The 26,951-nt window shown below is 55.7% G+C and carries 23 protein-coding genes; 15 read left to right on the top strand and 8 right to left on the bottom strand.

The genetic code is table 11. From position 1 onward, the window contains the following. Window positions 1-42: 42 nt before the first annotated feature. A complete protein-coding gene (locus HB779_RS25205) occupies window positions 43-978 on the bottom strand; it encodes a DMT family transporter (RefSeq protein WP_188346635.1) in 936 nt (311 codons plus the stop codon). A gap of 64 nt (window positions 979-1,042) precedes the next feature. Here HB779_RS25205 and HB779_RS25200 point away from each other — a divergent pair, with 64 nt between their 5' ends. After that, window positions 1,043-1,933, top strand: a complete 891-nt coding sequence (locus HB779_RS25200) for a LysR substrate-binding domain-containing protein (protein WP_188346634.1) — start codon at window positions 1,043-1,045, stop codon at window positions 1,931-1,933. Between the two features lie 4 nt (window positions 1,934-1,937). Here the strand turns inward: HB779_RS25200 and HB779_RS25195 are convergent, their stop codons facing one another. From HB779_RS25195 to HB779_RS25180, 4 genes are all read right to left on the bottom strand, one after another. Further along, complete coding sequence (locus tag HB779_RS25195; protein ID WP_188346633.1) at window positions 1,938-2,666, bottom strand: amino acid ABC transporter ATP-binding protein; 729 nt, start codon at window positions 2,664-2,666, stop codon at window positions 1,938-1,940. A 36-nt stretch (window positions 2,667-2,702) separates the two neighbouring features. Beyond that, window positions 2,703-3,377, bottom strand: coding sequence for an amino acid ABC transporter permease (locus HB779_RS25190; RefSeq protein ID WP_188346632.1), 675 nt, complete (start codon window positions 3,375-3,377; stop codon window positions 2,703-2,705). Further along, on the bottom strand, window positions 3,374-4,051 hold the full coding sequence (locus HB779_RS25185; RefSeq protein WP_188346631.1) for an amino acid ABC transporter permease: 678 nt from the start codon (window positions 4,049-4,051) through the stop codon (window positions 3,374-3,376). The genes HB779_RS25190 and HB779_RS25185 overlap by 4 nt, the downstream gene beginning before the upstream one ends. Before the next feature lie 373 nt (window positions 4,052-4,424). After that, on the bottom strand, window positions 4,425-5,213 hold the full coding sequence (locus HB779_RS25180) for an ABC transporter substrate-binding protein (RefSeq protein ID WP_188346630.1): 789 nt from the start codon (window positions 5,211-5,213) through the stop codon (window positions 4,425-4,427). A gap of 556 nt (window positions 5,214-5,769) precedes the next feature. On the opposite strand from HB779_RS25180, the gene HB779_RS25175 reads away from it, so the two are divergent. Continuing rightward, on the top strand, window positions 5,770-6,564 hold the full coding sequence (locus HB779_RS25175; RefSeq protein ID WP_188346629.1) for a DeoR/GlpR family DNA-binding transcription regulator: 795 nt from the start codon (window positions 5,770-5,772) through the stop codon (window positions 6,562-6,564). 83 nt (window positions 6,565-6,647) lie between these two features. After that, a complete protein-coding gene (locus HB779_RS25170; protein WP_188346628.1) occupies window positions 6,648-9,125 on the top strand; it encodes an FAD-dependent oxidoreductase in 2,478 nt (825 codons plus the stop codon). Here the strand turns inward: HB779_RS25170 and HB779_RS25165 are convergent. Beyond that, the gene (locus tag HB779_RS25165; RefSeq protein ID WP_188346627.1) at window positions 9,122-9,994 is read right to left on the bottom strand and encodes a LysR substrate-binding domain-containing protein; all 873 of its coding nucleotides are present in this window, start codon (window positions 9,992-9,994) and stop codon (window positions 9,122-9,124) included. The two genes, HB779_RS25170 and HB779_RS25165, sit on opposite strands and share 4 nt — an antisense overlap. A 154-nt stretch (window positions 9,995-10,148) precedes the next feature. Between HB779_RS25165 and HB779_RS25160 the strand changes: the two genes are divergently transcribed. From HB779_RS25160 to HB779_RS25105, 12 genes are all read left to right on the top strand, one after another. Beyond that, window positions 10,149-11,351, top strand: coding sequence for a 2-aminoethylphosphonate--pyruvate transaminase (locus HB779_RS25160; protein WP_244642911.1), 1,203 nt, complete (start codon window positions 10,149-10,151; stop codon window positions 11,349-11,351). Between the two features lie 25 nt (window positions 11,352-11,376). Beyond that, window positions 11,377-12,636 (top strand): phosphonoacetate hydrolase, encoded by a 1,260-nt coding sequence (phnA, locus tag HB779_RS25155; protein ID WP_188346626.1) that lies wholly within the window; start codon window positions 11,377-11,379, stop codon window positions 12,634-12,636. Window positions 12,637-12,844: 208 nt separating this feature from the next. After that, window positions 12,845-14,302, top strand: coding sequence for a phosphonoacetaldehyde dehydrogenase (gene phnY, locus HB779_RS25150; RefSeq protein ID WP_188346625.1), 1,458 nt, complete (start codon window positions 12,845-12,847; stop codon window positions 14,300-14,302). Window positions 14,303-14,574: 272 nt separating this feature from the next. Further along, window positions 14,575-15,597, top strand: coding sequence for a putative 2-aminoethylphosphonate ABC transporter substrate-binding protein (locus HB779_RS25145; RefSeq protein WP_188346624.1), 1,023 nt, complete (start codon window positions 14,575-14,577; stop codon window positions 15,595-15,597). A 67-nt stretch (window positions 15,598-15,664) separates the two neighbouring features. After that, window positions 15,665-16,834, top strand: a complete 1,170-nt coding sequence (locus HB779_RS25140; RefSeq protein ID WP_371823963.1) for a putative 2-aminoethylphosphonate ABC transporter ATP-binding protein — start codon at window positions 15,665-15,667, stop codon at window positions 16,832-16,834. After that, window positions 16,818-18,833: a putative 2-aminoethylphosphonate ABC transporter permease subunit gene (locus tag HB779_RS25135; protein WP_188346623.1), complete on the top strand. Its 2,016-nt coding sequence runs from the start codon at window positions 16,818-16,820 to the stop codon at window positions 18,831-18,833. The genes HB779_RS25140 and HB779_RS25135 overlap by 17 nt, the downstream gene beginning before the upstream one ends. A 98-nt stretch (window positions 18,834-18,931) precedes the next feature. Further along, window positions 18,932-19,600 carry a GntR family transcriptional regulator gene (locus HB779_RS25130; RefSeq protein WP_188346622.1) on the top strand — a complete coding sequence of 223 codons (669 nt, stop codon included), beginning with the start codon at window positions 18,932-18,934 and terminating at the stop codon, window positions 19,598-19,600. Window positions 19,601-19,793: 193 nt separating this feature from the next. Further along, window positions 19,794-20,792: a biotin synthase BioB gene (gene bioB, locus HB779_RS25125; RefSeq protein WP_188346621.1), complete on the top strand. Its 999-nt coding sequence runs from the start codon at window positions 19,794-19,796 to the stop codon at window positions 20,790-20,792. Continuing rightward, window positions 20,789-21,934: an 8-amino-7-oxononanoate synthase gene (locus HB779_RS25120; RefSeq protein ID WP_188346620.1), complete on the top strand. Its 1,146-nt coding sequence runs from the start codon at window positions 20,789-20,791 to the stop codon at window positions 21,932-21,934. Before bioB ends, HB779_RS25120 begins: the two co-directional genes overlap by 4 nt. Beyond that, window positions 21,931-22,569: a dethiobiotin synthase gene (bioD, locus tag HB779_RS25115; protein WP_188346619.1), complete on the top strand. Its 639-nt coding sequence runs from the start codon at window positions 21,931-21,933 to the stop codon at window positions 22,567-22,569. Before HB779_RS25120 ends, bioD begins: the two co-directional genes overlap by 4 nt. After that, window positions 22,566-23,846 carry an adenosylmethionine--8-amino-7-oxononanoate transaminase gene (locus HB779_RS25110; RefSeq protein ID WP_188346618.1) on the top strand — a complete coding sequence of 427 codons (1,281 nt, stop codon included), beginning with the start codon at window positions 22,566-22,568 and terminating at the stop codon, window positions 23,844-23,846. Before bioD ends, HB779_RS25110 begins: the two co-directional genes overlap by 4 nt. Continuing rightward, a complete protein-coding gene (locus tag HB779_RS25105; protein ID WP_188346617.1) occupies window positions 23,843-24,817 on the top strand; it encodes a beta-ketoacyl-ACP synthase III in 975 nt (324 codons plus the stop codon). The genes HB779_RS25110 and HB779_RS25105 overlap by 4 nt, the downstream gene beginning before the upstream one ends. On the opposite strand, the gene HB779_RS25100 is transcribed toward HB779_RS25105, so the two are convergent. Next, on the bottom strand, window positions 24,814-26,193 hold the full coding sequence (locus tag HB779_RS25100; RefSeq protein ID WP_244642908.1) for a sensor histidine kinase: 1,380 nt from the start codon (window positions 26,191-26,193) through the stop codon (window positions 24,814-24,816). The two genes, HB779_RS25105 and HB779_RS25100, sit on opposite strands and share 4 nt — an antisense overlap. Then, window positions 26,180-26,845, bottom strand: coding sequence for a response regulator transcription factor (locus HB779_RS25095; RefSeq protein WP_188346616.1), 666 nt, complete (start codon window positions 26,843-26,845; stop codon window positions 26,180-26,182). Before HB779_RS25095 ends, HB779_RS25100 begins: the two co-directional genes overlap by 14 nt. Window positions 26,846-26,951: the final 106 nt, after the last annotated feature.

Below are 26,951 nucleotides of genomic sequence, written 5' to 3'. Positions count from 1 at the left end.
GCCTGCTCGTTTGTCCGGTGAGCAGGCGAACTTTCTGTTGGATTACACCTTGGCGACTTCCTGCGCGGCGGCCTCGCTTACAGCAAGCGTTTTCACCCCAGATGTTTTGCCGCGCGTATTGACCACTATCACGCCTGCGAGAATGAGCAATCCACCGAGGATCGTGCTTGTCTTTGGCGTTTCGTCCGCGACAAGCCAGGCAATCAACATCGCAAGCGGAGCAATCAGGTAGAGAAAGTTTCCTGCGCGGGCGACGCCGAAATGTCCAAGTGCATAGGACCAGCAAACAAGGCCAATGGCTGTTGGAAACACACCCAGAAAAATGACCCAGACACGTATGTCGAGCGATGCGCTGCTTGTTTGCGCCAGTGCCTGCGGCAGCCATGGGGCCAAGGCGAGAGCTGCTGCTATAAACATGATCGCTGCAACGTGGAGTGCACCATAGCGGGCAACCATTCGGCGCTGCATTATAAAGCCGGTGGCAGAACACAGTGCTGCTGCCAGCACGAAAGCTGCACCTGAGTTCCAGCTCAATCCTCCAGATTGCGCGCTTGCAATGAGGGCGATCCCGATAATGCACAGGATCGTTCCGCCCCATGCCAGGAGCGGGAATTTCTCTTTGAGAAGCAGCACGGCGAATGTCGCCATCCAAAGGGATTCGGTCTTGATAAGAAAGCTGGCAGCGCCTGCGGCAACGGACTGTTCGCCAACGTTCAGAAGCACACTGTATGCGGCACCGCCGATAATGCCGCAAACGGCACAGAGTAAGATATCGTTGACCGGCATGCGGGAGGGGCGCTTCCAGAGCAGCCAGATCACCGCCAGCAATGCGGCGATGGCGAAGCGGATCGATGCCAATGACAGTGGCTGCAACTCGGAGAGTGCAAGCTTGATTGCGGGAAAAGCCGTCGCCCAGACGAGTATCGTGGTGGCGATGGCAGCGGATGGAATGAGGGAGGTGCGCGTTTTGATCATCATGGCAACGAACCTAAAGCACGCTCAAGCCTTGACATAGAATGCTGGAATGACATGAGATGTGATAATGAATCACAGCTCGATATTGCCTTCGTTAGATGCCCTTCAGGCGGTTCTTGCAGCAAACCGCACGGGATCATTTTCAAGTGCGGCTGAAGAGCTCGATATTACGCATGGGGCGATCAGCCGGCGGGTCGCCTCTGTCGAGGCTTGGGCAGGAACCCCCTTGTTCGACCGGCACGGACGCGGGGTTCGTCTGACAATTGAGGGACAACGGCTTGTGCGGCTGTTTGAACAGGCGCTTGATCTGCTCGATAGCGGTGCAGCTGATTGGCGCGAAAACCGCCAGCCCGAAACGGTCAGGATCAGCGTATTGCCGTCCTTTGCGCGTTTGTGGCTTCTGCCGAACCTTGCTGCTTTGGAACAGACGGACCTTCGCATCGAAATGGAGCTTGACCGGCGGTTTGCCCAGTTGAACGAGGTGGATATCGCAGTCCGCTACGGCCGCGGCGAATGGAGCGATGGCGTCGTGTCGCCGCTGTTTGATGAAGTTTTTATTCCGGCTGCCGCACCGGAAATTGCGGAGCGGCTTGGCGATAATCCGTCAGCGGCGGCCATCCTCCGCTACCCCCTGATCCATGATGCTTATCCGGACTCCTGGCGTATCTGGCTTGGCGAGCGTGGGCACCGTTACCGGCCCCGCGTACAGGATCGGCGTTTTCCGGATTATGACCTTTGTCTGCATGCGGCTGCTGCCGGTGGCGGGATCGCGTTGCTGCGCATGCCTTATGGCGAGATATTCGTTCGCGAGGGCAGACTTATCCCATTGTCCAATGAACCTGTAAGCAGCCTTTTGCGGTTTTACACAATTACCGGGCGAGGTCCGAAACGTCAGGCTGTGCAATTGTTTATGGAGCGGCTTACAGCTTTGTCCTTGAAAAATGCCGGCGGCTCTTAAGCGCTCAATGGCGCAGGATTTTACTCAGGAATGCGCGGCTGCGATCGGTCTTCGGATGCGAGAAAAACTCTTCCGGGGTTCCGCTTTCGACGATAGCGCCCGCATCCATGAACACCACACGCTGGGCGACCTTGCGGGCAAAGCCCATTTCGTGCGTGACGACCATCATTGTCATGCCTTCTTCGGCGACGCCGACCATGACATCCAGCACTTCGCTGATCATCTCGGGATCGAGCGCCGAAGTGGGTTCATCAAACAACATGATCTTCGGGCGCATGCAGAGGCAGCGGGCGATGGCCACACGCTGCTGTTGTCCGCCGGAGAGTTCGGACGGATAAGAATTGAATTTGTCGGCCAGCCCAACCTTTGCCAGCAATTCGCGTCCGGCGGCTTCAGCGGTGGCGCGGGGAATTTTCCGCACGTGGATCGGGGCGAGCGTGACATTCTCCAGCGCGGTCTTATGCGGATAAAGATTGAACGACTGGAAGACGAAACCAACCTCAGTACGCAACAGCGTCATGTCTGTGGCGGGGTCGCCAATACGCTGGCCATCAACGACGAGATCGCCGTCACGTGTTGATTCAAGACCGTTGACGCAGCGGATCAGCGTGCTTTTGCCCGACCCGCTGGGACCACAGACCACGACGACTTCGCGGGGTTCGACGCTGAGCGTAATATCCTTGAGGACGTGAAGCGCTCCAAACCATTTGTTGACGCCGCGAAACTCAATCATGCTGATTACCTTCTTTGATGGAGTGTCTGCCGGTTTTCACAATTGCACCTCGCCATGGGCGGCACCCATGCGGCGTTCGAGCCTGCGGGCGAGCAGAATGAGCGGGTAACACACGGCGAAATAACCGATGCCAACAATGGCAAAAACAAGGAGCCCATTGGGGACACGCTGCACTACGAGCCAGCCTACCTGGGTAAGGTCTGTCAATCCGATGGCGGAGACAACAGAGGAATCCTTGATAAGAAGGACATACTGGCCAACGAGCGGCGGCAGGGAGATTCGCATGGCCTGTGGTAACACCACTCGCCGCATGCGTTGCCAGCGTGAAAGACCCGATGCCAGCGCCGCTTCAACCTGTCCGGTTGGAACTGCACGAATGCCTGCAGCGACAATCTCGCAAATAAAACATGCTGCCAGATTGGAGAGGGCAATAATACCAGCGGTGAAAGCATCGAGTTCGATACCGATTTCCGGCAGAATAAAGAATATCAGGAAAATCTGAACCAGAAACGGTGTTCCCCGGATCAGATCGACCCAGGCGCCAATTAACCGGCTGATCAATTGGTTGCCGCCGGTTCGCAGGATGCCGAGGCCGAAACCGAGCAATGTACCAAGCACGAGACTGATCAATGAAAGCATGACAGTCATGCCAAGACCGCGCAGGGCCAAGGGATAGCTGCCGATGAGGCTTTGGAATTGTTGCCAGATCATGTTCGGCTCCCCACTGGCCGTACGCCAAGCCATCGCCCGGACAAGGCTGCGAGCCCCTTCAATCCATAGTAAAGCAGGAGGTAGCAGGCTGCCGTGGTAATGAAGCCCTCGGCCGGCATGAAGCGGTCAGAAGCGAGCAACTGTCCGGCACGGGTTAGCTCCGAGACTGAGATCAGCGAGAGCAGCGCGGAATCTTTCACCAGCACTATGGCCTGTCCAAGCAGGGGTGGAATGGTCACGCGAAACGCCTGAGGCAGTACGACGAGACGCATGCGCTGCGTATAGGTCATTCCTGAAGCAACACCTGCCTCCACTTGTCCGCGCGAGATGGACAGAATGCCTGCGCGGATGATTTCGGCAATGTAGGCGCCGCTGTTCAGCGATAGCGCGAGAATGCCAACGACAAGTTCCGGCAAAACAATGCCAAGTCGGGGCAAGCCGAAATAGAGAAAATACAGCTGCGCCAGCAACGGGGTGGCGCGAATGGCGTCGATATACATTTTGGCGGGAATTTGCGACAGGCGCGAGCGCTGCAAATTCATGGCGCACAATATTATGCCGACGGCCAGCGCTCCAGCGAAAGAAACAATGGAAAGCCAAAGCGTCGCAAGAAAACCATGCCCGAACAAAGGCAGATATTCCACGATGGTGCGAAAACTGAAGTTTTCAAGCATGTCTGGGGTAATCCCTCAGGCGGCTAGAGCAAATTTTGTTTATTCGAAGCCAGTTCTGTTTCTCGGATGGCGAGACAATCCACGCGTAAGGTAGCAAGGTCGATGTTTACCCATCGGACGAAGCTGCCTGACAAAGTGGGTGTCCGCCAGCCGGAAACCCGAAGGGCCGGGTGAATTTGGTCCAATTCCTGCGGGCTTTGACTTCGCCCGATGGGTAAACATCGGGCTCGTCAAACCCCTTGCTCTTGCCCACAAATTCCCTCCGGCAGAACGGCTCCAAATAAACAAAACTTGCTCTAGGCGGATGGGGTGATACGGGAATCTGAACGGTCGCGCAGGCGTTTCAAGGAGCGCGCGCGACCATCGGTTCTGCTTAGTGGTCTTTTTTCCAGGCGTCAGAATTGACCCAGTAATCGAGGTTCTTCTGCAAGCGTCCGTCGATTGCGACCTGGTCGAGGAAAAGGTTCATCCAGATCAGCAAATCCTGTTCATCGTAGCGCGTGGCAAAAGCCAGTGGTTCCTTTGACAAGACTTCAGGCATAATCGTGAACGTATCTGCGGGATAGGCGGCTGACTGTCCCTTGACTGCGGACACGTCATTGACGCCGCAATCGGCCTGACCATTGTTCACCGCATCAAGCAGGAGCGGGCCGCCACCTTTGTAGCTCTTGATGTCGGCCTCGGGGAAGGTTGCCTTGGCCACCTTTTCACCGGTTGCCCCCAGCAGGACTGCAATCTTTGTGCCGGCTGCCTTACAGGATTCGAGCGTGGTGAATTTGCTGCCAGCCTTGGAAAAGACTGTGCTGCCGGTAAACATGAAGGGTTTGGTGAAAGCCACTTTCATGGCGCGCGGCAGTGTCGGCGTCATGTCAGCCACAAGCAGATCAGCCTTGCTGGAAAGGAGTGCCGGAATCAGGCCATCCCAGTCAAAATCCAGAAAGGTAATCTTGACACCCATTTCCTTGGCCATCAATTCGGCGAGTTCAACAGAACTGCCGGTGCGCTTACCTGCTTGATCAACCATCGAGAAGGGTGGGCCTTGTGTTTGCACGGCCACTCTTAGCTCACCGCGTTTAACGATATCGTCGAGTGTTCCAGCATTTGCCGCACTGGTGATACCCATCAGCGCGAGACCTGCAACAAATAAATTGGCAATCTTCATTTTGGTTCCCCTTGTTATATATCGCCTGTTTCAAGGCGTTTCTTATGTATCCAACCTCCTTGGACGGGATGCTCTAAATATTCCCTTCGCCCGCTACCACGTCGGTCTCCTCGGACCAGCAGCCAGCAGGTAAACTCACCCATTTATTGCAGGATGTCATTACGACAAAAGTTTCGGTCCGTGCGATTTCCCCCAAGTCACCGACCCCCGGTATCAGTTCGCTGGTGACCCGATAAAGATCGGTCTGGTCGAGATGATCCCGCAAATGGGCAAACTTTCATAAAGAGAAAAAAATAAGAGAAATTCTTTCTGATACTCCATACTCCATACTCCATACCCTATGCCCCATGTTTTAATTATACAAGTGTTCAAATAGGCCCGAACCTATCCGGGTTTGTGTGTAAAATGTTGCAAAATGTGATAGCCTTACTGTAGCTTGTCCAATGAGGGTGTTTGAGGTGATTTGCGTAGCCGCATCATTCCAGACGGATTGACCGTGAACAGATAAACTCTGCCGATCCTCGCAATAGGGAAGACTTGCTATCCATGTGTTGTCATGTCTGAATCCAATCCCCAGGCAAGCCGGGCTCTTGCTCCCCGCCGTCACGACGAAATTCTCAAACGGGTTGCGGCGGATGGTTCTGTCAGCATCGCCGATCTGGCCCGATTTTTTGATGTGTCGCGTGAAACCATCAGGCGTGATCTGAAAATACTCGCTGACAAGGGTCAATTCGAGCTGATCCATGGCGGCGCGGCGCGGCTTGATGCGGTTGAGCCGGGATTAAGTGAACGCGCACGTGAGAACGCCCGAGGCAAAGCCGAAATCGGCAAGCTTGCGGCCGCTTTGGTCAAGCCGGATATGGTTGTTTTCCTCGATTCAGGCACAACTACTTTGGCCGTGGCGCATGCGCTCGGCGCCTTACGTCAACCCCTGACCGTCTGTACATCCAGTCTGGCAATTGCGCTTTTCATGTGCCACCTCCCCAATGTCCGGGTGCATATTCTGGGCGGAGAGATCAATCCCGACGAGGAAGCTGCTTCCGGTATGGATGTTCTGCAGGCTGCGGAAGCATTTCGCATAGATATAGCATTTCTGGGTGGAGGCGCCGTGACGCCTGAAGGCGATGTCACCGATTTTACCAAGGCCGGCTCAGTGCTGCGGTCGCGTATGCTGGCTCTGGTGCAAAAGGCCTATTTTGTCATCGATAGTTCCAAGTTCGGACGATCAACGCCGCTCAGGATTGCGGATTCACATATTGCCGCCGCCATTGTAACCGATCAAAAACCGGGCGATATTTTGTTCGATATTCTGACCGACAAGGGGATAGGGCTTATATTTCCTCTTGAATAAATGTTGCATAATGTGACTTTTATTGTTGATTTATTGCATTTGTATGCTTAGGTTGGCTCATCTCTTTTGATGGGTGGATCGTCATGGCAAAAGCTTTTCCAACACAGGCGCGTGTGGTCATTATAGGGGGCGGCATTATCGGCTGCTCGGTCGCCTATCACTTGACCAAACTGGGCTGGACCGATGTGGTTCTTCTGGAGCAGGGTCAGCTCAGCGGCGGCACAACATGGCACGCGGCGGGTCTTGTCGGTCAGCTTCGCAGTCATGCCAATATGACCGGACTGATCAAATATTCGACCAAGCTTTACAGTGAACTCGAAGCAGAAACCGGACTGGCTACAGGCTGGAAAAACTGCGGTTCCCTGGCGGTTGCCCGCACGCAGGACCGCATGACTGTTCTTAAGCGGACGGCTGCCTCGGCGCGCGCGCAGGGCGTGGATGTGGATGTTGTGTCACCAAGGGAAGCCGCAGACATCTGGCCGGTCATGGCGTCAGATGATCTGGTTGGCGCGGTCTGGCTGCCGGGAGATGGCAAAGCCAATCCAACCGATCTGACGCAATCCCTTGCTAAAGGCGCCCGCAATCGTGGTGCCCGCGTTATCGAGCGGGTGAAGGTTTCGGGTATCACTGTCAAGAACGGCGTCGCCTGCGGTGTCGAAACCGATCAGGGCAATATAGCAGCCGAGATCGTCGTTAATTGCGCTGGCCAGTGGGCCCGGCAGGTGGGGCTGATGTGCGGCGTATCTGTTCCGCTGCATTCGGCTGAGCACATGTATATCGTCACGGGAAAAATCGAGAGTGTTCATACGGATCTTCCGGTCCTGCGCGATCCCGACGGTTATATCTATTTCAAGGAAGAAGTTGGCGGCCTTGTCATGGGCGGGTTTGAGCCGGAAGCCAAGCCGTGGGGTATGAATGGCATTCCGGAGAATTTCGAGTTCGCGTTGCTGCCAGATGATTGGGACCAGTTTGAAATATTGATGCAGAATGCGCTGATCCGTGTGCCGCAGCTCGAACGTGCAGAGGTCCGCAAGTTCTACAACGGTCCGGAAAGTTTTACGCCCGACAATAACTTCATTCTTGGCGAGGCGCCGGAGCTGAAGAATTTCTTTGTCGGTGCGGGTTTCAATTCCATGGGGATTGCCAGTGCTGGCGGTGCGGGCAGGGCGCTGGCCGAATGGATCGTCAACGGTGCGCCGACCATGGATTTGTGGCCGGTCGATATTCGCCGCTTCGCCTCGTTCAACAACAATCCGCGCTGGTTGCATGACCGTGTCAAGGAAACGCTCGGCCTGCATTACGCCATGCCTTGGCCAAACCGTGAATTGGACACGGCGCGTCCTTTCCGCCGCTCGCCGCTCTATGATCGTCTTGCGGCCAAAGGCGCATGTTTTGGTTCGAAAATGGGCTGGGAACGGCCCAACTGGTTTGCTGTTTCGGGTGAGAAACCGGAAACCCAATATGCTTTTGGCCGCCAGAACTGGCATAATGCCGTGAAGCGCGAAATGAAGGCAACCCGAGAAGCCGCTGCGCTTTTCGATCAAACGTCCTTTGCGAAATTGTTGTTCCAGGGACAGGATGCCTGTGCGGCGCTCAATCGCATCTGCGCTGCAGAGATCGATGTCGAGATTGGCCGTTCTGTCTATACGGGCATGTTGAATGAGCGCGGCGGCTATGAAACCGATTTGACCGTGATGCGCATTGCGGCTGATAAGTTCCTGATCATAACGGGCTCGGCGCAGGCCGTGCACGATGCCGACTGGATCCGCAAAAACACACCGGCCGATTGGCATGCTCACCTGACGGATGTCACATCATCCTATTGCGTCCTTGCGCTGATGGGCCCGAACTCGCGCGACATTCTGAGCAAGGTTACGTCAGCCGACTTGTCCAATGACGGCTTCCCGTTTGCAACGATCCGTGAAATCGATATCGGTTATGCCACGGCCTATGCCAACCGCATGACCTATGTCGGTGAACTTGGTTGGGAACTGATCGTGCCGACGGAATTTGCCGTTGGTGTGTATGAAACCTTGCACAAAGCGGGTGACGATCTGGGGCTTATCGATGCGGGTTACTACGCGCTGGAAGCATTGCGCCTTGAGAAGGGTTTCCGTGCCTGGAGCCGGGAGCTGACACCCGATATCAATCCGTTTGAAGCGGGTCTGGCTTTTGCTGTTGCCCTTGACAAGCCCAACGGGTTCCTTGGCAAGGAAGCCCTCATCACAGCCAAGGCCAAGGGCGCGCCACACAGGCGCATCGTACAGTTCACCGTGGATGACGCAACTCCGATGCTGTGGGGCGGCGAACTCATCCTGCGAGATGGCAAGCCAGTCGGCGAGGTGCGCTCGGGTGCGTACGGCCATACACTGGGCCGCTCGGTGGCGCTTGCTTTGATCGAAAACCCCGATGGTGTCAGCAGGGAATTCATCGAAAGCGGCAGTTTCTCCATCGATCTGGCTGGTGAACTCTATCCGGCAACGGCGCATCTGCGCAGTCCGTATGATCCCAAGTCCGACCGGGTAAAAGCTGACATCGTCAAAGTGCAGGCTGCGGCCTAAGACGTCGGCGCCAGTGACTTTGCGATATCCAGAAACACCCGTACCAGTTTGCCCGCGCTGCGCTCGCGCAGACAGATAAGTGCTTCGTCCATCAGCACTTCGGGTCCGGCGATGGGAATTTGCACAAGGCGGCTGTCCTGACCGAACTCGGCAGAGGAAACAAAGCCGATGCCTGCACCGGATGCCACAATTTCGCGGACTGCTTCGCGGCCTTCCGCCTCGATGGCCGGTTTGAGGTCAAAGCCCATGCTGGCAGCGCGATCCTGCAATTTTTGCCGGGTTTTCGAACCGCGCTCGCGCATGACGAGCGGAAGGCGCGTCAGTTCTTCCAGTGTCAGCGATTTGGCCGCGGCTAGCGGATGTTCGGTGGAGACGAAAGCGACAATCGGCGTTGAATTCAGTTTCAATATCTCGAAGTCACGCCCGGTAGGAATTTCGCCGAGAACGCCGATATCAGCCTCATAGCTGTAGAGACTGCTGATCACAGTCTCCGTATTGCCTGCACGTACGGAAACCTGAATACCGGGATATCTTTCGCGAAATGTGCCGAGAATGTGCAGAAGATGGTGCGCCGCATCAGCAACGATGCGCAATGTGCCTGCGCGGAGGGCCCGGGATTCCGAAAGTAGCTCCAGTGCCTGCTGTTCCGTATCGAACATGCGGTGGGTAATTTCCAGAAGCCGTTGTCCGGCTTCCGTCAGCGTAACCTGTTTCTTGTTCCGGTTGAAAAGCAGGATGTCATATTCCTCTTCCAGCTTGCGCACCTGATCGGAAATTGCGGGTTGCGTGAGGAACAGCATTTCTGCCGCCCGGGAAAATCCGCCGCAGATGGCGACGTGATGAAAGGCGCGAAGCTGGACATAGCGCATGATTTTTCTCCCTGTCATATCGGGGGTCGTTCTGATCGCTTATTATATATCGTATAAACTTATACATCGATACAAAATAACGATTTTACATATATATCGCATCCATGGGAAAGGATTGGCAAGAGCAGATCATGCCAGTCAGGAGGAAATGACAATGTTGGCGGGAAACCAGAGTACAGCGGCAACCCCTTTCGATATGCCGGAGCTTGGCGAACCCTATCTTCTGACACCCGGTCCGCTGACCACTTCCTTTGCGGTCAAGCAGGCGATGCTGCGTGACTGGGGTTCGTGGGACGGTGATTTCCGCGCCATGACTGCCGAATTGCGGCGCCGCCTCCTCGTGCTGACCGGCGACAAAAACGATGAGTTCGACTGTGTTCCCATGCAAGGCAGCGGGACCTTTGCAGTGGAAGCCATGCTGGGCAGCTTTCTTTCGCGCGACAGCAAGACACTGGTTCTGGTCAACGGTGCCTATGGCCAGCGTATCGTCCAGACGCTGGACTACCTTGGCCGCGCGCATACGGTGATCGACAAGGGTGACTACATGCCGCCGCGCGGACCGGAAGTGGCTGCGGCCCTCGACGCTGACCCGGCCATCACGCATGTGATCATCGTCCATTGCGAAACGAGTTCCGGTATTCTCAACCCGGTCCATGAGATTTCAGAAACGGTTTATGCCAAGGGGCGCAAACTTTTGATCGACTCGATGAGCGCATTCGGTGCCATCTCGCTCGATGTGAATGAAATCCGCTATGAGGCCATGGTTTCGTCCGCCAACAAATGCATTGAAGGTGTGCCGGGTTTTGGTTTCATCATTGCCCGCAAAAATGAGCTTGAAGCCGCCAAGGGACGCAGTCATTCCCTAAGCCTCGACGTGCACGCACAATGGGCGCATCTGGTCAAAACCGGTCAGTGGCGCTACACGCCGCCAACCCACGTGGTTGCGGCATTTCTGGTGGCGCTGCGCCAGCACGAAGTCGAGGGCGGTGTTGCTGGACGCGGCGCCCGCTATGCCAACAACCGTGATGTGATGGTTGCGGGTATGCGCGAGCTTGGTTTCGAGACCTTGCTCAAAGACCGCTGGCTATCTCCCATCATTGTCACCTTCTTCAATCCAGCCCATCCGAACTTTTCATTCGAGTGTTTCTACGAACTGATGAAGGACAAGGGCTTTATCATCTATCCCGGCAAGCTGACCGTTGTGGACAGTTTCCGCGTTGGCTGTATCGGACGAATGGACGACCACGTTATGCGCCGCGTGGTCAAAGCTGCGGGAGAATCCCTGCGTGAGATGGATGTCGATACTGCCGCCCCGCCTGCTGCTGCCATCGCTGAACGCGCCAAACTTGCTGCCTGACCTGCTCAAAACAAGGAATATTTTGATGAACCAGATGTCCCCCGTCAATGTCAGCGTCAACGGCCGCAACTATGCCTGGCCGCGCCTGACGGCAATCGCAATCTGCCTTGATGGTTGCGAACCAGCTTATCTCGATGAAGCGATCGAGGCGGGACTGATGCCCGCTCTGGTCAAGATCAAGGAAAAGGGGACGGTGCGCATGGCGCACAGCGTCATTCCGAGCTTTACCAACCCCAACAACATGTCCATCGCCACAGGACGCCCGCCTTCAGTGCATGGCATTTGCGGCAACTATCTCTATGAGCGCGAGACCGGCAAGGAAGTGATGATGAACGATCCGCGCTTCCTGCGCGCACCGACAATCTTCAAAGCCTATTATGATGCTGGTGCGCGCGTTGCCGTGGTTACCGCGAAGGACAAGCTGCGCGCCTTACTCGGTCATGGTCTGGCATTTGATGACGACCGGGCCATCTGTTTCTCGTCGGAAAAGTCTGACAACTCGACCAAGGCAGAACACGGTATCGACAATGCATCGGCATGGCTTGGACGCCCTGTCCCGGAAGTCTATTCCGCTGAGTTGTCGGAGTTTGTCTTTGCAGCCGGCGTCAAGCTGCTTAAGACGTTCAAGCCGGATGTGATGTATCTGACCACAACCGACTATGTGCAGCACAAATATGCCCCGGGTGTACCCGAAGCCAATGCATTCTACGAGATGTTCGACAAGTATCTGGCCGAACTCGACGCGCTGGGTGCAGCCATTGTCGTGACGGCCGACCATGGCATGAAACCGAAGCACAAGCCCGATGGGTCACCGGATGTTGTTTACGTTCAAGATCTGTTGGACGAATGGCTAGGCAAGGACGCGGCCCGCGTCATTCTGCCGATCACTGATCCCTATGTGGTGCATCATGGTGCACTCGGCTCATTCGCGACGGCCTATCTGCCTGAGGGTGCTGATCAGGCTGACATCATGGCACGCTTGGCGAAGGTTGAGGGCATCGATGTCGTTCTCGACAACGCTGCCGCGTGCGAGCGCTTTGAATTGCCGAATGACCGGATTGGCGACATCGTTTTCCTCTCCACGGAAAACAAGACGCTTGGCACCAGCGAGCACCGGCATGATCTTGCTGCGCTCAACGAACCCCTGCGTTCGCATGGGGGTCTCACCGAGCAGGTCGTGCCGTTTATCGTCAACCGCAAATTGCCTGATCTGCCGGATGCGCCGGAACTGCGCAATTTCGACGCGTTCCATTATGCCGCCATGGCTGCGGCCATCGCGGAATGAGGTTCTGAAGATTTGGGCTTGCAATAGCATTGTGCGTGGTTCGACAGGCTCACCATGAGGGAATTTGATGGCTGCAAGGTTTGCAGGATCCAGCTCCCTGCAATCGCCCCATCTCCCTCATGGTGAGCCTGTCGAACCACGCACAGAGATTGATGCCAGCATAAGCTTCAGGGCTTTGAACAGTAGTACGAATTCGGAGAACACGATCATGGTCAAGGTGGAAGCGGATTTCAAAGTGCGTCACGAACCAATGCGTATTGCGGGCAGGAAGGTCGACGCGGATGGCGTGATCGAGGTTCATTACCCTTACACCAATGCCGTGGTGGGTACCGTTCCGGCAGGCCGGACGGAACATGCGCGGCAAGCTTTTGAGATTGCTGCCAACTATAAGCCAAAGCTGACGCGTTATGAACGTCAGCAGATATTGTTCCGCACCGCCGAAGCGCTTGCCAGCCGCAGGGAAGAAATTTCCGATCTGATTACATTGGAGCTCGGTATTTCCAAAGCCGATTCACTCTATGAAGTGGGCCGGGCCTATGACGTGTTCACGCTGTCGGCACAGATGTGCATTCAGGACGATGGACAGATATTCTCCTGTGATCTGACCCCGCATGGCAAGGCGCGGAAAATTTTCACCATGCGCGAGCCGCTGAAGGCGATTTCGGCAATCACCCCCTTTAATCATCCGCTCAACATGGTGTCGCACAAGATTGCTCCAGCGATCGCCACCAACAACTGCGTTGTCTGCAAGCCGACAGAACTGACACCGATGACGGCTCTGGTGCTCGCCGATATTCTTTACGAGGCGGGTCTACCACCGGAAATGCTGTCGGTCGTCACCGGCTGGCCTGCCGATATCGGCATGGAAATGATCACCAATCCAAACATCGAGCTCATCACATTTACCGGTGGTGTTCCCGTGGGCAAGATGATCGCCAATACGGCAGGCTACAAGCGCGCGGTGCTGGAGCTTGGCGGCAATGATCCGCTGATCATTCTCAATGACCTGAGCGACGACGATCTCGCCAAGGCTGCCGATCTGGCGGTGGCGGGAGCCACCAAGAATTCCGGACAGCGGTGCACGGCGGTCAAACGTATCCTGTGTCAGGAAAAAGTCGCCGACCGCTTCGTGCCGATGGTGCTGGAGCGAGCTAAAAAACTGCGCTTTGGTGATCCGATGGACCGCTCGACCGATCTGGGCACAGTGGTGCACGAGAAGGCTGCGGCGCTGTTTGAAGCCCGCGTGCACATGGCGGCGGAGCAGGGGGCTGAAATACTCTATAATCCCGGCCGTCAGGGTGCTCTGCTGCCGCCGATTGTTCTCGACCACGTGCCGCATGCTTCTGAGCTGGTGATGGAAGAAACCTTTGGACCGATCATTCCGATTATTCGCGCTCCGGATGATGATGACGCGCTGATTGCCCTGTCCAATTCCACCGCCTTTGGCCTTTCATCGGGTGTATGCACGAATGATTTCCGCCGTATGCAGAAATACATTGCGGGTCTGCAGGTGGGTACGGTGAATATTTGGGAAGTGCCGGGTTACCGCATCGAAATGTCGCCCTTCGGTGGCATCAAGGATTCTGGAAATGGCTACAAGGAAGGCGTTGCCGAAGCGATGAAAAGCTATACCAATATCAAGACTTATTCTTTGCCCTGGTCCTGAGTTGACCGCTGAATTTTAATATGAAAAAGGGCGCATTGCGCTCCTTTTTCATTGTAACTATTGAATTTTTTCGAATTTTATTATCAGCCGCATCATCGATTTTTCCAACAATAACATCAGATAAATAGATTTTACTTATCGAAGACCATTCCCCACTATTGACCCATGGAGCGGGGGCATTCTGACAAGACGAGGCATTCCTCAATTGGCGGCGGCGAACCTTTCCCAAGCAAAAAGCGCATAAGCCGACCTTCAAAAATGGGAACAAAGTCATGAATACGCACAGATTTGCGGCGCTCGCCGCCTTTGCCTTTACACTTCTGTCATCGGCTGCCTATGCCGAGACCCAGTTGACCGTTTATACCGCCTTCGAGGCGGTCGATTTGCAGCGTTATGCTGACACGTTCAACGCCGATCACCCTGATATCAAGATCAACTGGGTACGCGATTCCACCGGTGTCATGACGGCGAAGCTCCTTGCCGAAAAGGATAATCCGCAGGCTGATGTCGTGTGGGGTGTCGCTGCGTCGTCTCTGCTGATGCTGAAGGGCGAGGGTATGCTGGAGGCCTACGCGCCAGCCGGTGTTGAAAAGCTTGATCCGAAATTCGTTGACAGTTCCACGCCGCCGAGCTGGGTGGGTATGGACGCCTATGTGGCAGCGATCTGCTACAATACTGTTGAGGCAAAAAAGCTTGGCTTGACCCCGCCTAAGAGCTGGAAAGATCTGACCAAGCCCGAATACAAAGACCATATCGTCATGCCAAATCCGGCATCGTCGGGAACCGGCTTCCTTGACGTTTCCGCCTGGCTGCAGATGTTTGGTGAGAAAGATGCATGGTCGTTTATGGATGGTCTGCACACGAACATTTCAAGCTACACCCATTCCGGTTCGAAGCCCTGCAAGATGGCAGGTGCTGGCGAGACCGTTATTGGTGTCTCGTTTGAATTTCCCGGTGCCAAGGCCAAATCTGCCGGAGCTCCGATTGATATCATCTTCCCGGAAGAAGGTTCAGGCTGGGAAGCGGAAGCTGGAGCCATCATGGCCGGCACATCCAAGCTGGAAGCTGCCAAGGTGCTGATGGATTGGTCGATCAGCAAGAAGGCCAATGAAATGTACAATGTTGGCTATGCCGTGCTGGCGATGCCCGGTGTTGCCAAGCCCGTAGAAAATCTGCCGACTGATGTTGCCTCCAAGATGATCAAGAATGATTTCGAATGGGCGGCGACCAACCGTAACGCGATCCTCAAGGAATGGAGTAAGCGCTACGATTCCAAATCGGAACCGAAGAGCTAGGGCGTTCAGCATTTGAACCGGGCGCCGTCAATACGGCGCCCCCTTTCAACCATTGCGAGGTGCCCCGATGAGACATGAAACGCTTGCACGTTCTACGGCAACACCCACAAAGGTGCTTCCAATGGCGCCATCCGGCAATCCGACCTATCTGCAAATCTCGAACCTGTGGAAGGCGTTTGGTGACTTTCACGCGCTGAAGGATGTGTCCCTCGATATCAACGAGGGTGAGTTTGTCTGCTTCCTCGGACCATCCGGTTGCGGGAAAACAACGCTTCTCCGGGCCGTCGCTGGGCTTGATCTGCAAAGCCGAGGTATGATCCGGCAGGGTGGAAAAGATATTTCCACCCTGCCGCCATCCAAGCGCGATTATGGCATTGTCTTTCAGTCCTATGCGCTGTTTCCCAATCTGACCATTGCCAGGAATATTGCCTTCGGGCTTGAAAATACCAAACGGCCGAAGGCCGAAATCGAAGCCCGCGTGAAAGAACTGCTGGCTCTGGTGGGCCTGCCTGATCAGGCCAACAAATACCCTTCACAACTTTCCGGCGGCCAGCAGCAGCGTATAGCACTTGCCCGTGCCATTGCCATCTCTCCCGGTCTGCTGCTGCTTGACGAGCCACTCTCGGCGCTCGACGCGAAGGTAAGGGTGCATCTGCGTCACGAGATCAAAGAGCTGCAACGCAAGCTCGGCGTCACGACGATCATGGTAACGCACGATCAGGAAGAAGCACTGTCCATGGCGGATCGTATCGTGGTCATGAACCATGGTGTGATCGAGCAGGTCGGTACCCCGACGGAAATCTACCGGCATCCGCGAACCCTCTTTGTTGCCGATTTCATTGGTGAGACCAACAAGCTCGATGCACGGGCCACGGATAGTAATTGTGTGGCTTTTGGCAAAAGTGAGCTGCGCTGCGCGCTGCATCGTTTTGAAACGGACCAGTCCGTTATTGCCACCATACGCCCCGAAGATGTGATCCCGCACGAAGCCGGATCCAAATCAAGCGACACCGGTAATCTCATTGACGTTGTCATCGGGGAAATGGAATTTCTCGGTTCCTTTTGGCGGACCCGTTTGCGTGGGGAAAAGCTCGGGGACGAGGTGTTGATTGCGGATTTCTCGATCAATGCCACCCGGCGCCTCGGCCTTGCCGAAGGCGGTTCACTGACGGTGGAACTACCCGCAGACCGACTTCTCGTGTTCCCACGGGGAGGTGGCCATGGCAGCAGTCACTGATACGCTGATGCCATCCGGCCGCTTGCCGCGGCAGCACCTCGACCGGGATGATATGGTCAAGCGCGGCCTGATGATAGTCATCTCACTTTATCTGATTATCTCGCTGGCTGCGCCGCTCTATGTGATGCTGTCAAAATCTTTCTCGACCTATAGCTTTGATTTGACCGCTTACGAATTTCAGGTGAGTGATGCGGCGGGCAATTTCGGCCAAACCGCCACTGCCGCTACGCTGAATGACAGGCTTTCGCTTCTCTCGCCGGACAAGCTGGCAACCAATGCCGATGGCAGGCTCGCAGCGACAAGCTTCTTTCCCGAATTCAGTTTTCGTAGCCCGGTAAAGTATAGAATACGCGGCACCACCCCTGATACTGCCTATCTGATCGGTTCTGATCTGCATCGCGGAACCGAATGGCAGGAACTGGATTCCAATACATTTCGCCGGGTCGCACTAAGATCATCGCGTTCAACCGGCCTTGATAATTACATCAGCTATTTCTCGACACCGTCGCTGTTCCGCTCGGTCCAAAATTCGCTGTTCATTGCGGTTATCAGCACCGTTTTCACGGTCGGCATTGCCTTTGGTTTTGCCTACGCGATCAGCCGCAGCTGCATGCGCTTCAAGGGCGCATTCCGTATGATCGCCATGGCGCCGATCCTCGTGCCGTCCCTTCTGCCCGGCATTGCCTTGATCTATCTGTTCGGCAATCAGGGCATGATCCGCGACGTGCTGTTCGGCACCTCGATCTACGGTCCGCTGGGAATTGTGATCGGTTCGGTTTTCTTCACCTTTCCGCACGCACTCATTATCATTTCGACGGCGCTTGCCATCTCTGATCAGCGCCACTACGAGGCTGCGGCTTCGTTGCGGGCGAGCAAATGGCGAACGTTCTGGACCGTGACCATTCCGGGCGCGCGGTTTGGATTGATCTCGGCAGCATTCGTCGTCTTCACGCTGGTGATTACGGATTTCGGTCTGCCCAAGGTGATTGGTGGTCAATACAACGTGCTGGCAGTTGATATCTACAAGCAGGTTATCGGCCAGCAGAATTTCGAGATGGGCGCGGTTGTCTCGGTCATATTGCTCATACCGGCGCTTGCAGCCTTTGTCGTTGACCGGCTTGTTCAGAAAAAGCAGGTGGCGCTGCTTTCAGCCCGATCTGTACCCTATGCGCCGAAGCCCAACCGCAAGTTTGATTTCTACTGCCTCATGTGGTGCACCCTGGTAGCGATATTCATCGTCGGTATTCTGCTCGTTTGCCAGTTGGCAGCTCTGGTCAAATTCTGGCCCTATGACCTCACCTTGAGCCTCAAAAACTTCGCCTTCAATCACATGGATGGCGGCGGCTGGGGGTCTTACAAAAACTCCATCCAGCTTGCGGCACTGACAGCTGTCTTCGGAACGATAATCGTTTTCACCGGCGCTTACATGGTGGAAAAGACGGAGGGTTTCTGGAAAGGCCGTGCCGTGTTCCATTTTCTGGCCATGCTGCCGATGGCAGTGCCGGGTCTGGTGCTAGGTCTCGCCTATATTTTCTTTTTCAACAATCCGGCCAATCCGCTGCATCCGATCTATGGCACGATGGCCATTCTTGTCGTCTGTACCATCACGCACTTTTACACGGTCGGCCATCTGACAGCGCTGACGGCCCTCAAGCAGATCGATGGCGAATTTGAATCGGTAGCCGCATCGCTGAAGCAGCCCTTTTACAAGCTGTTCGCCAAGGTGACCGTCCCGGTTTGCCTGCCAGCCATTCTCGATATCTCGATCTACCTTTTTGTGAACGCCATGACGACCGTTTCAGCAGTCGTTTTCATCTATTCGGCCGATACGGCATTGGCGTCAGTGGCGGTGCTTAACATGGATGATGCCGGGGATATCGCGCCCGCCGCTGCCATGGGCATGATGATCTTTTACACCAATGTGCTTGCGCGGCTCGTTCACGCCTTCCTGTCGCGCGCCGTACTTGCCCGGACACAAGCGTGGCGCACGCGTGGTTGAGGCGGGTTGCAGCCGTTTTCTGGTGGGATACAAGGTTTATGTCCCGAATCTGATGGCTCGGGCTCGACAGGCGTAGCGAACCAAAATATCTATAAAATATGACCGCACCGAATGAAGACACAATTGCCAGCCGTATCAGCCGTATCCTTGCTGACCGGATTGTGACCGGGCAATTGGAGCCCGGCACCAAATTGCGGCAGGACCATATTGCTGACGAGTTCGGTGCGAGCCACGTCCCCGTCCGCGAGGCCTTCCGCAAACTTGAAGCTCAAGGCTTGGCAGTCAGCGAACCGCGTCGCGGGGTTCGCGTGGCATCTTTTGATCTGAAAGAAGTGCGGGAAGTCGCTTTGATGCGTGCCGAGCTTGAGGGGCTTGCGCTTCGCCAAGCGGCGCCGCATTTGACAGCCGCCATTCTCGATCAGGCTGAGGAGGCAACGGTCGCGGGCGATAATTCGCGCGACGTCCGCTCGTGGGAAGAGGCAAACCGGCGTTTTCACCGGTTGATCCTCACACCGTGCGCGATGCCACGCCTGTTGGCTGTAATTGATGATCTCCACTCGGTGAGTGCGCGGTTTCTGTTTTCCGCCTGGAGATCAGACTGGGAAGTGCGGACCGATCATGACCACCGGGCCATTCTTGGTTTTCTTCGTCAGGGCAATGTCGATAATGCGGTTGCCGTTCTTGAACGCCACGTTCAATGGATCGGGCAAAAGCCGGTAAAAAGCGCGACCGGATCGACCCGGGATGCCTTTGCCATCGTCGGCTAATCCAGGCATTTATTGGGCTCTATGAGCCTTGAGCGGTCCCATAGCGGGCTGTCATTCTTCATACCCACTGCCCCGTTTTGATGCTGCACGCCACGTGTGGTTGCATTTTTCTTTGTGCTGAATAATATTATAGATAATTATGGATTCTATCTATAATAGCCACAATCCCTATCTGGCCCGAAGGAAAAAACCTATGGAAGACGCATCGGTATTTAAACTCGAGGGAGAAATCGTTGCGGAAGGTGCGTTGTGGGAATTTTCGGATGCACAAAAAATCTATAATTTACCGTTCAACGATCTCTTGTTTCAGGCGCAAACGATTCACCGCGCCCAATTCGATCCCAATGCTGTCCAGTTAAGCCGGCTTTTATCGATCAAGACAGGCGGATGTCCGGAAGATTGCGGCTATTGCAGCCAGTCTGCGCATTATCCGACTGGTCTTAAAGCATCCAAACTCATGGAGATTGAAAAGGTCGTTGCGGAAGCGCGCAAGGCCCGGGATGGCGGAGCGACACGCTACTGCATGGGCGCCGCATGGCGCAGTCCGAAAGACCGCGACATGGATGCAGTGGTTGCCATGGTTGAAGGCGTCAGGTCGCTTGGCATGGAAACCTGCATGACGCTTGGTATGCTTTCTCCAGCTCAGGCTGGCAGGCTCGCCGATGCGGGACTTGATTACTATAACCACAACATCGATACATCTGAGCGGTTCTACCGGGAAATCATCAGTACGCGCAGCTTCGCCGACCGTCTGGAAACACTGACTAATGTCCGCGATGCCGGTATCAAGGTTTGTGCGGGTGGCATCCTTGGGATGGGTGAGACGACGGACGACCATATTGCCATGCTGGTGACGCTTGCCAACCTTCCAGTCCCGCCGGAGAGCGTTCCGATCAATATGCTGATACCGATCCCCGGCTCGAAGCTCGGTGATGCAACGCCAACCGATCCCATTGAGTTCGTGCGCGCCATCGCTTTGGCCCGTATTCTTATGCCGAAAGCGCATGTTCGCCTTTCCGCTGGACGAACCGGTATGAGCGATGAGATGCAGGCCTTATGTTTCTTTGCCGGTGCAAATTCCATCTTTGTCGGCGATACGCTGCTGACGGCCGATAATCCGGGTGAAGATCACGATGCCGCGCTGTTTCGCCGTCTCGGACTGAAGCCGATGGCGCTGGATGCGGCCGAATGATCTCCGAACGTTTGGCCCGTTATGAAAAGACATTGGACGGGTTGGAACAGAAAGGCCGCAGGCGGATACTCGTGCAGAGCACCGGCATTGATTTCACGTCGAACGATTATCTTGGCTTGGCCAGCGCGCCACGGATCAGACAAGCGATCTGTGCTGCTCTGGAGCGCGGCATTGCTATCGGCTCTGGTGGATCGCGACTGCTTCGCGGCAATCATCCTGAACATCTGGCGCTTGAAGAAGAGGCAGCAGCATTTTTCGGAACCGAGCGTGCTCTCTATTTTTCAAGCGGATACACTGCAAATGCAGCGCTATTTTCAACGCTGCCCCAACACAATGATCTGATCGTCCACGACGATCTTGTTCATGCCAGTGCACGTGAAGGGATCGCGGCCAGTCGTGCAGAGGCCATTTCTGCTCGGCACAATGATCCCGCCAGCTTTGAGCAGGCGATTTGCACGTGGCGAAGCAGGGGCGGGATGGGACATCCGTGGATTGCAGTTGAGAGTCTTTATTCCATGGATGGCGACCGTGCACACTTGCCAGAGCTTCTGGAGCTGGCCAACAGGCATGACGGATTTCTTGTAATTGATGAAGCGCACGCAACCGGGGTCTTTGGTCCGCATGGGCGCGGGCTCGCTGCCGGGATGGAGAGCCGGGACAATGTCATTGTACTGCACACATGCGGGAAGGCACTTGGCGTTGCCGGTGCCCTTGTTGGTGCGAGCAGCGTGATCTGTGATTATCTCGTCAATCGGGCTCGGTCTTTCATCTATTCCACAGCGCCTTCACCGTTGATGGCGGCGGGTGTGCGCGAAGCGTTGAAAATACTGGCGGATGAACCGGACCTGCGAGACAGGTTGGGACAGCTCCAGATTTTTGCCAATCAGCAACTTTCAGCAATGCTTGGTGTGGAAGGCAGTGGTTCGCAGATCCTGCCAGTCATGATCGGTTGTAACGCCCGCGCAATGCGCATTGCGGCACGCATGCAGGCCGCAGGTTTTGATATTCGTGCAATCCGCCCGCCGACAGTTCCTGCCGGAACCGCCCGCTTGAGAATTTCCATCACCCTGAATGTCGATCAACCCGCAATTGTTCGCATGTTTGAGCGCCTTGCAGCCGCCCTTGTCGAGGAACCAGCATGACACCCCGCTTTGTTGTTACCGGCACCGACACGAACATTGGCAAAACGGTATTTTCAGCCGCGCTAGCCGATGCGCTTGGGGCTTCCTATTGGAAGCCCATCCAGTCGGGGCTCGATGGTGAAACCGATAGCGAGGTGGTCCAACGGCTTGGCCGGATACCATCAGAGCGTATTTTTCCTGAAGCGTGGCGGTTAAAGACGCCAGCGTCGCCGCATCTGGCGGCACGCATCGACCATGTCCGAATACTGCCTGAGCAATTGATGCCGCCGGCAAGCAATGGTCCGCTGATCATCGAAGGGGCGGGCGGTATGCTGGTTCCACTGACGGACGAGGTGGTCTTTGCAGATGTTTTTGCGCGCTGGCAGATACCCGTTATTCTTTGTGCCCGCACGGGTCTGGGAACAATCAACCACACATTGCTATCCCTGGAAGCTTTGCACCGGCGCTCCATTCCTGTTTTCGGTGTGGTGTTCATCGGCGACGAACAAGCTGATACGCAGACTATCATCGGGAAGCTGGGCGGTGCGACATGTCTCGGCCGCCTGCCATTGCTCGAGGTGCTGACGCCCGACGCGTTACGCCGCGCCTTTCGGGATCATTTCGACATTTCATGTTTTCAAAGAGTGGCCGCATGACCAAACCTGTCTCAATGTCGCCAGTTTGGCATCCGTTTACCCAGCATGCACTTGAATCCGCAATGAAGAGGGTCCTTAAAACCGAAGGGGCCTATCTCTTCGATGAGGATGGTGACGCTGTTCTCGATGCAATCTCATCCTGGTGGGTGATTACCCATGGTCACCGGCATCCGCGTGTCATGGAAGCCATCCGCACAGCTTGTGAAATGTATGACCAGATTATCTTTGCCGAATTTACCCACGAGCCAGCCGAGCAATTGGCGCGAGGATTGCTCGCCGTCGTTCCGGCGGGTCTCAATCACGTATTTTACTCCGACAGCGGATCAACCTGCGTTGAAGTTGGATTGAAGATGGCTTTGGGCTTCTTCCACAATTCGGGCGCTCCCCGTTCCCGCATCGTTGTCATGGAACACAGCTATCACGGCGACACGATCGGCACGATGTCAGCGGGCGAGCGCGGTGTGTTCAACGCGGCTTATGAGCCCATGCTTTTCGGCGTTGACAGACTGCCGTTTCCCCTCGCTGGCCGTGAGCAGGATACACTCGACGCTTTTGAGACCTGCTGCAGGAGCGGTGAGGTTGCCGCTTTGCTGATCGAGCCTCTGGTGCTCGGAGCGGGAGGCATGCGGATGTATCCCGCATCTGTCTTGACGGAGCTGAAGCGAATTGCCGAAAAGTACGGCAGTCTTGTCATCGCCGACGAGGTGATGACGGGGTGGGGCCGCACTGGCACGATGTTCGCCTGTGAACACGCGGATATTTCCCCCGATATCCTATGCACATCCAAAGGATTGACCGGCGGCGCGCTGCCATTGGCGGCAACGTTATGCACGGCAGAAATATTTGACGCACATCTGTCGGCGGATCGCAGCAGAACCTTCTTTCATTCAAGTTCCTATACGGCCAACCCTATCGCTTGTGCAGCAGCCGTCGCCAATCTCGAGGTGTGGAAAAACGAGCCTGTCGCCGAACGAATCCGTGAGTTGGAAATGATGCATAGACAAAGGCTGAAACGGTTCGAATTAGACCCGCGTTTTTACAATGTGCGACAGGTCGGGACGATCGCTGCGCTTGATCTCAACGTGACCGCTTCCGGTTATCTCTCCGATGCCGGACCAAAATTGCGCGCATTCTTCCGGTCCAAGAACCTGCTCATTCGGCCGCTTGGCAACGTTATTTACCTGATGACTCCTTACTGCGTCACGCAGGAGGATCTCGGCCGGGCCTATGATGCTATCGAAGAAGCGGCGGGTATCTTTGCCGTCGGCGCGCAATGAGCCGTTTTGCCGGATTTGGTCACTATGTTCCGGTTCGGCGCGTTGAAAATGCGCAGATAGAAGCTGAGCTCGGTCTTGAACCGGGGTGGATAGAGCGGCGGACCGGTATCCGGTCGCGACATTGGGTAGAGGAAGGTGAATTCCTCACAGATATCGCAAGCAAAGCCGCGCGCGCTGCACTGGACAATGCAAATATACCAAATGGCGACGTCGCGCTGACACTGCTTGCGACATCCACGCCTGACCATCTATTGCCCCCATCTGCGCCCTTGCTGGCGCACCAGCTCGGCCTGAAAAATTCCGGGGCGATCGACCTTGCCGGGGCTTGCTCGGGGTTCCTCTATGCACTGGCTCTTGCCGATGGCTTCGTTCGAACGCAACAGCGGCCCGTTCTTGTGGTTGCCGCCAATATTTTGAGCAGGCGTATCAATCCGGCAGAACGCGCGAGTGCTGTTCTTTTTGCTGATGCCGCTGGTGCTGTTGTGGTTGTGCCATCCGGCAATGCAGATCAAGGGCTGCTCGGCTTGGACTTGGCTTCAGATGGAAGTCTTTACGACCTGATTTCCATCCCTGCTGGCGGATCAAAACAGCCATTCTTTGCCGGTATGGCCGTTGAACAATCGCTCATGACGATGCGGGACGGCAGGGAAATGTTCATACAGGCCGTCGAAATGATGACCGGTTGCGCCAAACGGGCCTTGGAAAACGCGGATCTTCCATCCTCGGCTATCAGCAGGTTTATTCCGCATCAGGCCAATACCCGCATTTTTGATGCCGTCAGCGATAACTTGAATATTGATCCCTGCAGAGTTGTCCGCACGATTGCCGACTATGGCAACTCCTCCGCTGCCACCATTCCGCTTTCTCTGTCGATTGCCAATGTTGCAGACCCGTTTACGGCAGAAGAAAGGCTTCTGCTGACCGCAGCCGGTGCCGGACTCACCGGTGGCGCGCTGGTTTGGGGAGTTTAGAGCGCCGGAACTGTACGCGATAAGGTTAGGCGCACGCAGAATTCTTCCGGTTCGTTTATAAAGAGTAACGCGCCGCCATGTGCTTTCGCGACTTCCGCAGCGATGGACAGGCCCAGGCCAGTACCAGTTGTACGATCCGCCCCGATTTCAAAAGGCGCTATCAATCGGGTCTGCTCGGCAAGTGGAATGCCGGGGCCATCGTCGCAGACGCTGATCCACGCATTGATCTCATCCTGTCCTACACTGACCGAGAGCCGGGAATGTGCCCCATGTTTCAACGCGTTGTTGATGAGATTGGTCAAAGCCTCGCGAATGCTGATCGCGTCGCCTTGTACAAGCACGTCATCCGCATCGGGTATGAAGGCGATGGACACTTCGCGTTCTAATGACAGGGGTACCGTCTGGGCGAGGGTGGTCTTTGCCAGTGCGTTGAGGTCCAATGGAGAGAAACTGACTGCTCCAGCCCGGTGAATGACCATGGCGTGGTCGAGAAGCTGGCTCGTCAGATCGCCGAGTTCGGTAATCTTGGTGCCGAGATTTTGAATCTGGCCTTGAAATTTGGGATCGGCGTCGTTCGACAGGATTTCCACCTGTGCATTGAGTTCTGCCAGTGGCGTGCGCATCTGGTGTGCGGCATCGGCGATAAAGCGCTGCATGAGCGCGATACGGTCCGCCAGACGGCGCATGAAATCATCAAGAACACTGACCAGAGCTCGAATTTCATTGGGCGGTGTCATGCGGATAGGCCGCAGGTCATCGGGTTTGCGCGCCTCGATCTCCCGTTCGATACGCGTGAGCGGTTTCAGCGCAATGCGAACGGATATGGCACCGGCGAGCAGGGCGAGCAGGCTCATGATCGCGATCATTCCGAGGGCCTTGCTGGTCAAGTCCCATGCCAGCGCCTGCCGGGCCCGCAATGTCTGGGCCAGTACGATCTCGACCCAGCCTGTCCCGTCTGGGGTGTCGATCTGCTTTCCGATTGCGGCGACGCGAACGGGCTGTCCCTGATAGATGTCATCTGAAAGGATAACACCCCGGCGGATTTTTCCGGCCGGGATTTTAGGAGCGAGATCGCCGTAGCCCGCCACCACCACGCCGCGAGGATCGGTGACCCGATAGAAGACAAGATCATAGGCTGACAGCGTTGAAAAGGCGGCGGCGGGTGGATCCAAGGTTACCACACCGCCCTGAACATACACGTTTTCCGCAACCTGAATCGTGCCGCCGATCAGCAGCTTGTCATAGGCATCGCGGGCGGCGATACCTGCATATTGCCAGGCAGCAAGGGCAAGAACGATTGCGCCAATGCCGAGAATGAGCCCGATGAACAGGATGATCCGGGTGTGCAGCGAATAGCGGATATCATTTGATGGCAAGTTGATAACCCAGCCCTCGTGTCGTGCGGATTTCGATGGTTGTATCCGCCAGTTTTCGCCGCAGCCGCGTCACATATTGTTCGATGGCGTTGGCGCTGGGCTCCTGATCGAAATTGAAAAGCTGTTCCACCAGCTCTTCCTTGGAAATGAAGCGTTTCGGCCGTGCAGCAAGAATTTCAAGCACGATCAATTCGCGGCGCGTCAGATCGAGCGGCATGCCAGAAACACTAGCTGTGCGTCCGGCCTGATCAATGACAAGCTCGCCAAAGTGCAGTGCATTGTCAGACATGCCGGCGCTCCGGCGCAGCAGTGCCCGGGCGCGTGCCTCAAGCTCGCGGAAATCGAACGGCTTGGTCAAATAGTCATCTGCTCCCAGATCAAGAACGTCCACACGGTCGTCGACGGCCGAGCGCGCCGTGAGGACCAGAACCGGCGTCTTGTTCTTGCGGCCACGCAATGCTTTGAGAATCTCGAAGCCATCAGCGCCGGGCAGCATCATATCGAGAATGATGAGATCGTACTCCTGCACCAGCAGCACTTCGCCAGCGGTCCGGCCATTGGTTTCGCAATCCACCGCATGGCCGATTTTCTCAAAGCGTTGGGCAATCGCCTTGGCAATGTCGGGCATGTCCTCAACGACAAGAATGCGCAAATCGTGCCCCCGAAACGTGAGTCAGGTATGTGTCAGTTACCGCAAGTACAGTCGCGCTGGGAGTTTTGTCAACGTTACGGCGTTGCACGAAAGAGAAGACGCATTG

Origin of the sequence: Phyllobacterium sp. 628 (genome assembly GCF_014189505.1) — a bacterium.
Classification (GTDB): Bacteria; Pseudomonadota; Alphaproteobacteria; order Rhizobiales; family Rhizobiaceae; genus Phyllobacterium.
This window is presented reverse-complemented; position numbering and strand designations above follow the sequence as displayed.

What these genes read in the sequence shown, in the direction of transcription:
- HB779_RS25105 (WP_188346617.1), top strand. Translation starts at nt 23,843, where the DNA reads ATGAGCCGTTTTGCCGGATTTGGTCACTATGTTCCGGTTCGGCGCGTT.
- HB779_RS25140 (WP_371823963.1), top strand. Translation starts at nt 15,665, where the DNA reads ATGAGACATGAAACGCTTGCACGTTCTACGGCAACACCCACAAAGGTG.
- HB779_RS25110 (WP_188346618.1), top strand. Translation starts at nt 22,566, where the DNA reads ATGACCAAACCTGTCTCAATGTCGCCAGTTTGGCATCCGTTTACCCAG.
- HB779_RS25190 (WP_188346632.1), bottom strand. Translation starts at nt 3,377, where the DNA reads ATGATCTGGCAACAATTCCAAAGCCTCATCGGCAGCTATCCCTTGGCC.
- HB779_RS25120 (WP_188346620.1), top strand. Translation starts at nt 20,789, where the DNA reads ATGATCTCCGAACGTTTGGCCCGTTATGAAAAGACATTGGACGGGTTG.
- HB779_RS25195 (WP_188346633.1), bottom strand. Translation starts at nt 2,666, where the DNA reads ATGATTGAGTTTCGCGGCGTCAACAAATGGTTTGGAGCGCTTCACGTC.
- HB779_RS25185 (WP_188346631.1), bottom strand. Translation starts at nt 4,051, where the DNA reads ATGCTTGAAAACTTCAGTTTTCGCACCATCGTGGAATATCTGCCTTTG.
- bioB (WP_188346621.1), top strand. Translation starts at nt 19,794, where the DNA reads ATGGAAGACGCATCGGTATTTAAACTCGAGGGAGAAATCGTTGCGGAA.
- HB779_RS25160 (WP_244642911.1), top strand. Translation starts at nt 10,149, where the DNA reads ATGTTGGCGGGAAACCAGAGTACAGCGGCAACCCCTTTCGATATGCCG.
- phnY (WP_188346625.1), top strand. Translation starts at nt 12,845, where the DNA reads ATGGTCAAGGTGGAAGCGGATTTCAAAGTGCGTCACGAACCAATGCGT.
- HB779_RS25130 (WP_188346622.1), top strand. Translation starts at nt 18,932, where the DNA reads ATGACCGCACCGAATGAAGACACAATTGCCAGCCGTATCAGCCGTATC.
- HB779_RS25205 (WP_188346635.1), bottom strand. Translation starts at nt 978, where the DNA reads ATGATGATCAAAACGCGCACCTCCCTCATTCCATCCGCTGCCATCGCC.
- HB779_RS25200 (WP_188346634.1), top strand. Translation starts at nt 1,043, where the DNA reads ATGAATCACAGCTCGATATTGCCTTCGTTAGATGCCCTTCAGGCGGTT.
- HB779_RS25145 (WP_188346624.1), top strand. Translation starts at nt 14,575, where the DNA reads ATGAATACGCACAGATTTGCGGCGCTCGCCGCCTTTGCCTTTACACTT.
- HB779_RS25175 (WP_188346629.1), top strand. Translation starts at nt 5,770, where the DNA reads ATGTCTGAATCCAATCCCCAGGCAAGCCGGGCTCTTGCTCCCCGCCGT.
- HB779_RS25135 (WP_188346623.1), top strand. Translation starts at nt 16,818, where the DNA reads ATGGCAGCAGTCACTGATACGCTGATGCCATCCGGCCGCTTGCCGCGG.
- HB779_RS25170 (WP_188346628.1), top strand. Translation starts at nt 6,648, where the DNA reads ATGGCAAAAGCTTTTCCAACACAGGCGCGTGTGGTCATTATAGGGGGC.
- HB779_RS25165 (WP_188346627.1), bottom strand. Translation starts at nt 9,994, where the DNA reads ATGCGCTATGTCCAGCTTCGCGCCTTTCATCACGTCGCCATCTGCGGC.
- phnA (WP_188346626.1), top strand. Translation starts at nt 11,377, where the DNA reads ATGAACCAGATGTCCCCCGTCAATGTCAGCGTCAACGGCCGCAACTAT.
- HB779_RS25180 (WP_188346630.1), bottom strand. Translation starts at nt 5,213, where the DNA reads ATGAAGATTGCCAATTTATTTGTTGCAGGTCTCGCGCTGATGGGTATC.
- bioD (WP_188346619.1), top strand. Translation starts at nt 21,931, where the DNA reads ATGACACCCCGCTTTGTTGTTACCGGCACCGACACGAACATTGGCAAA.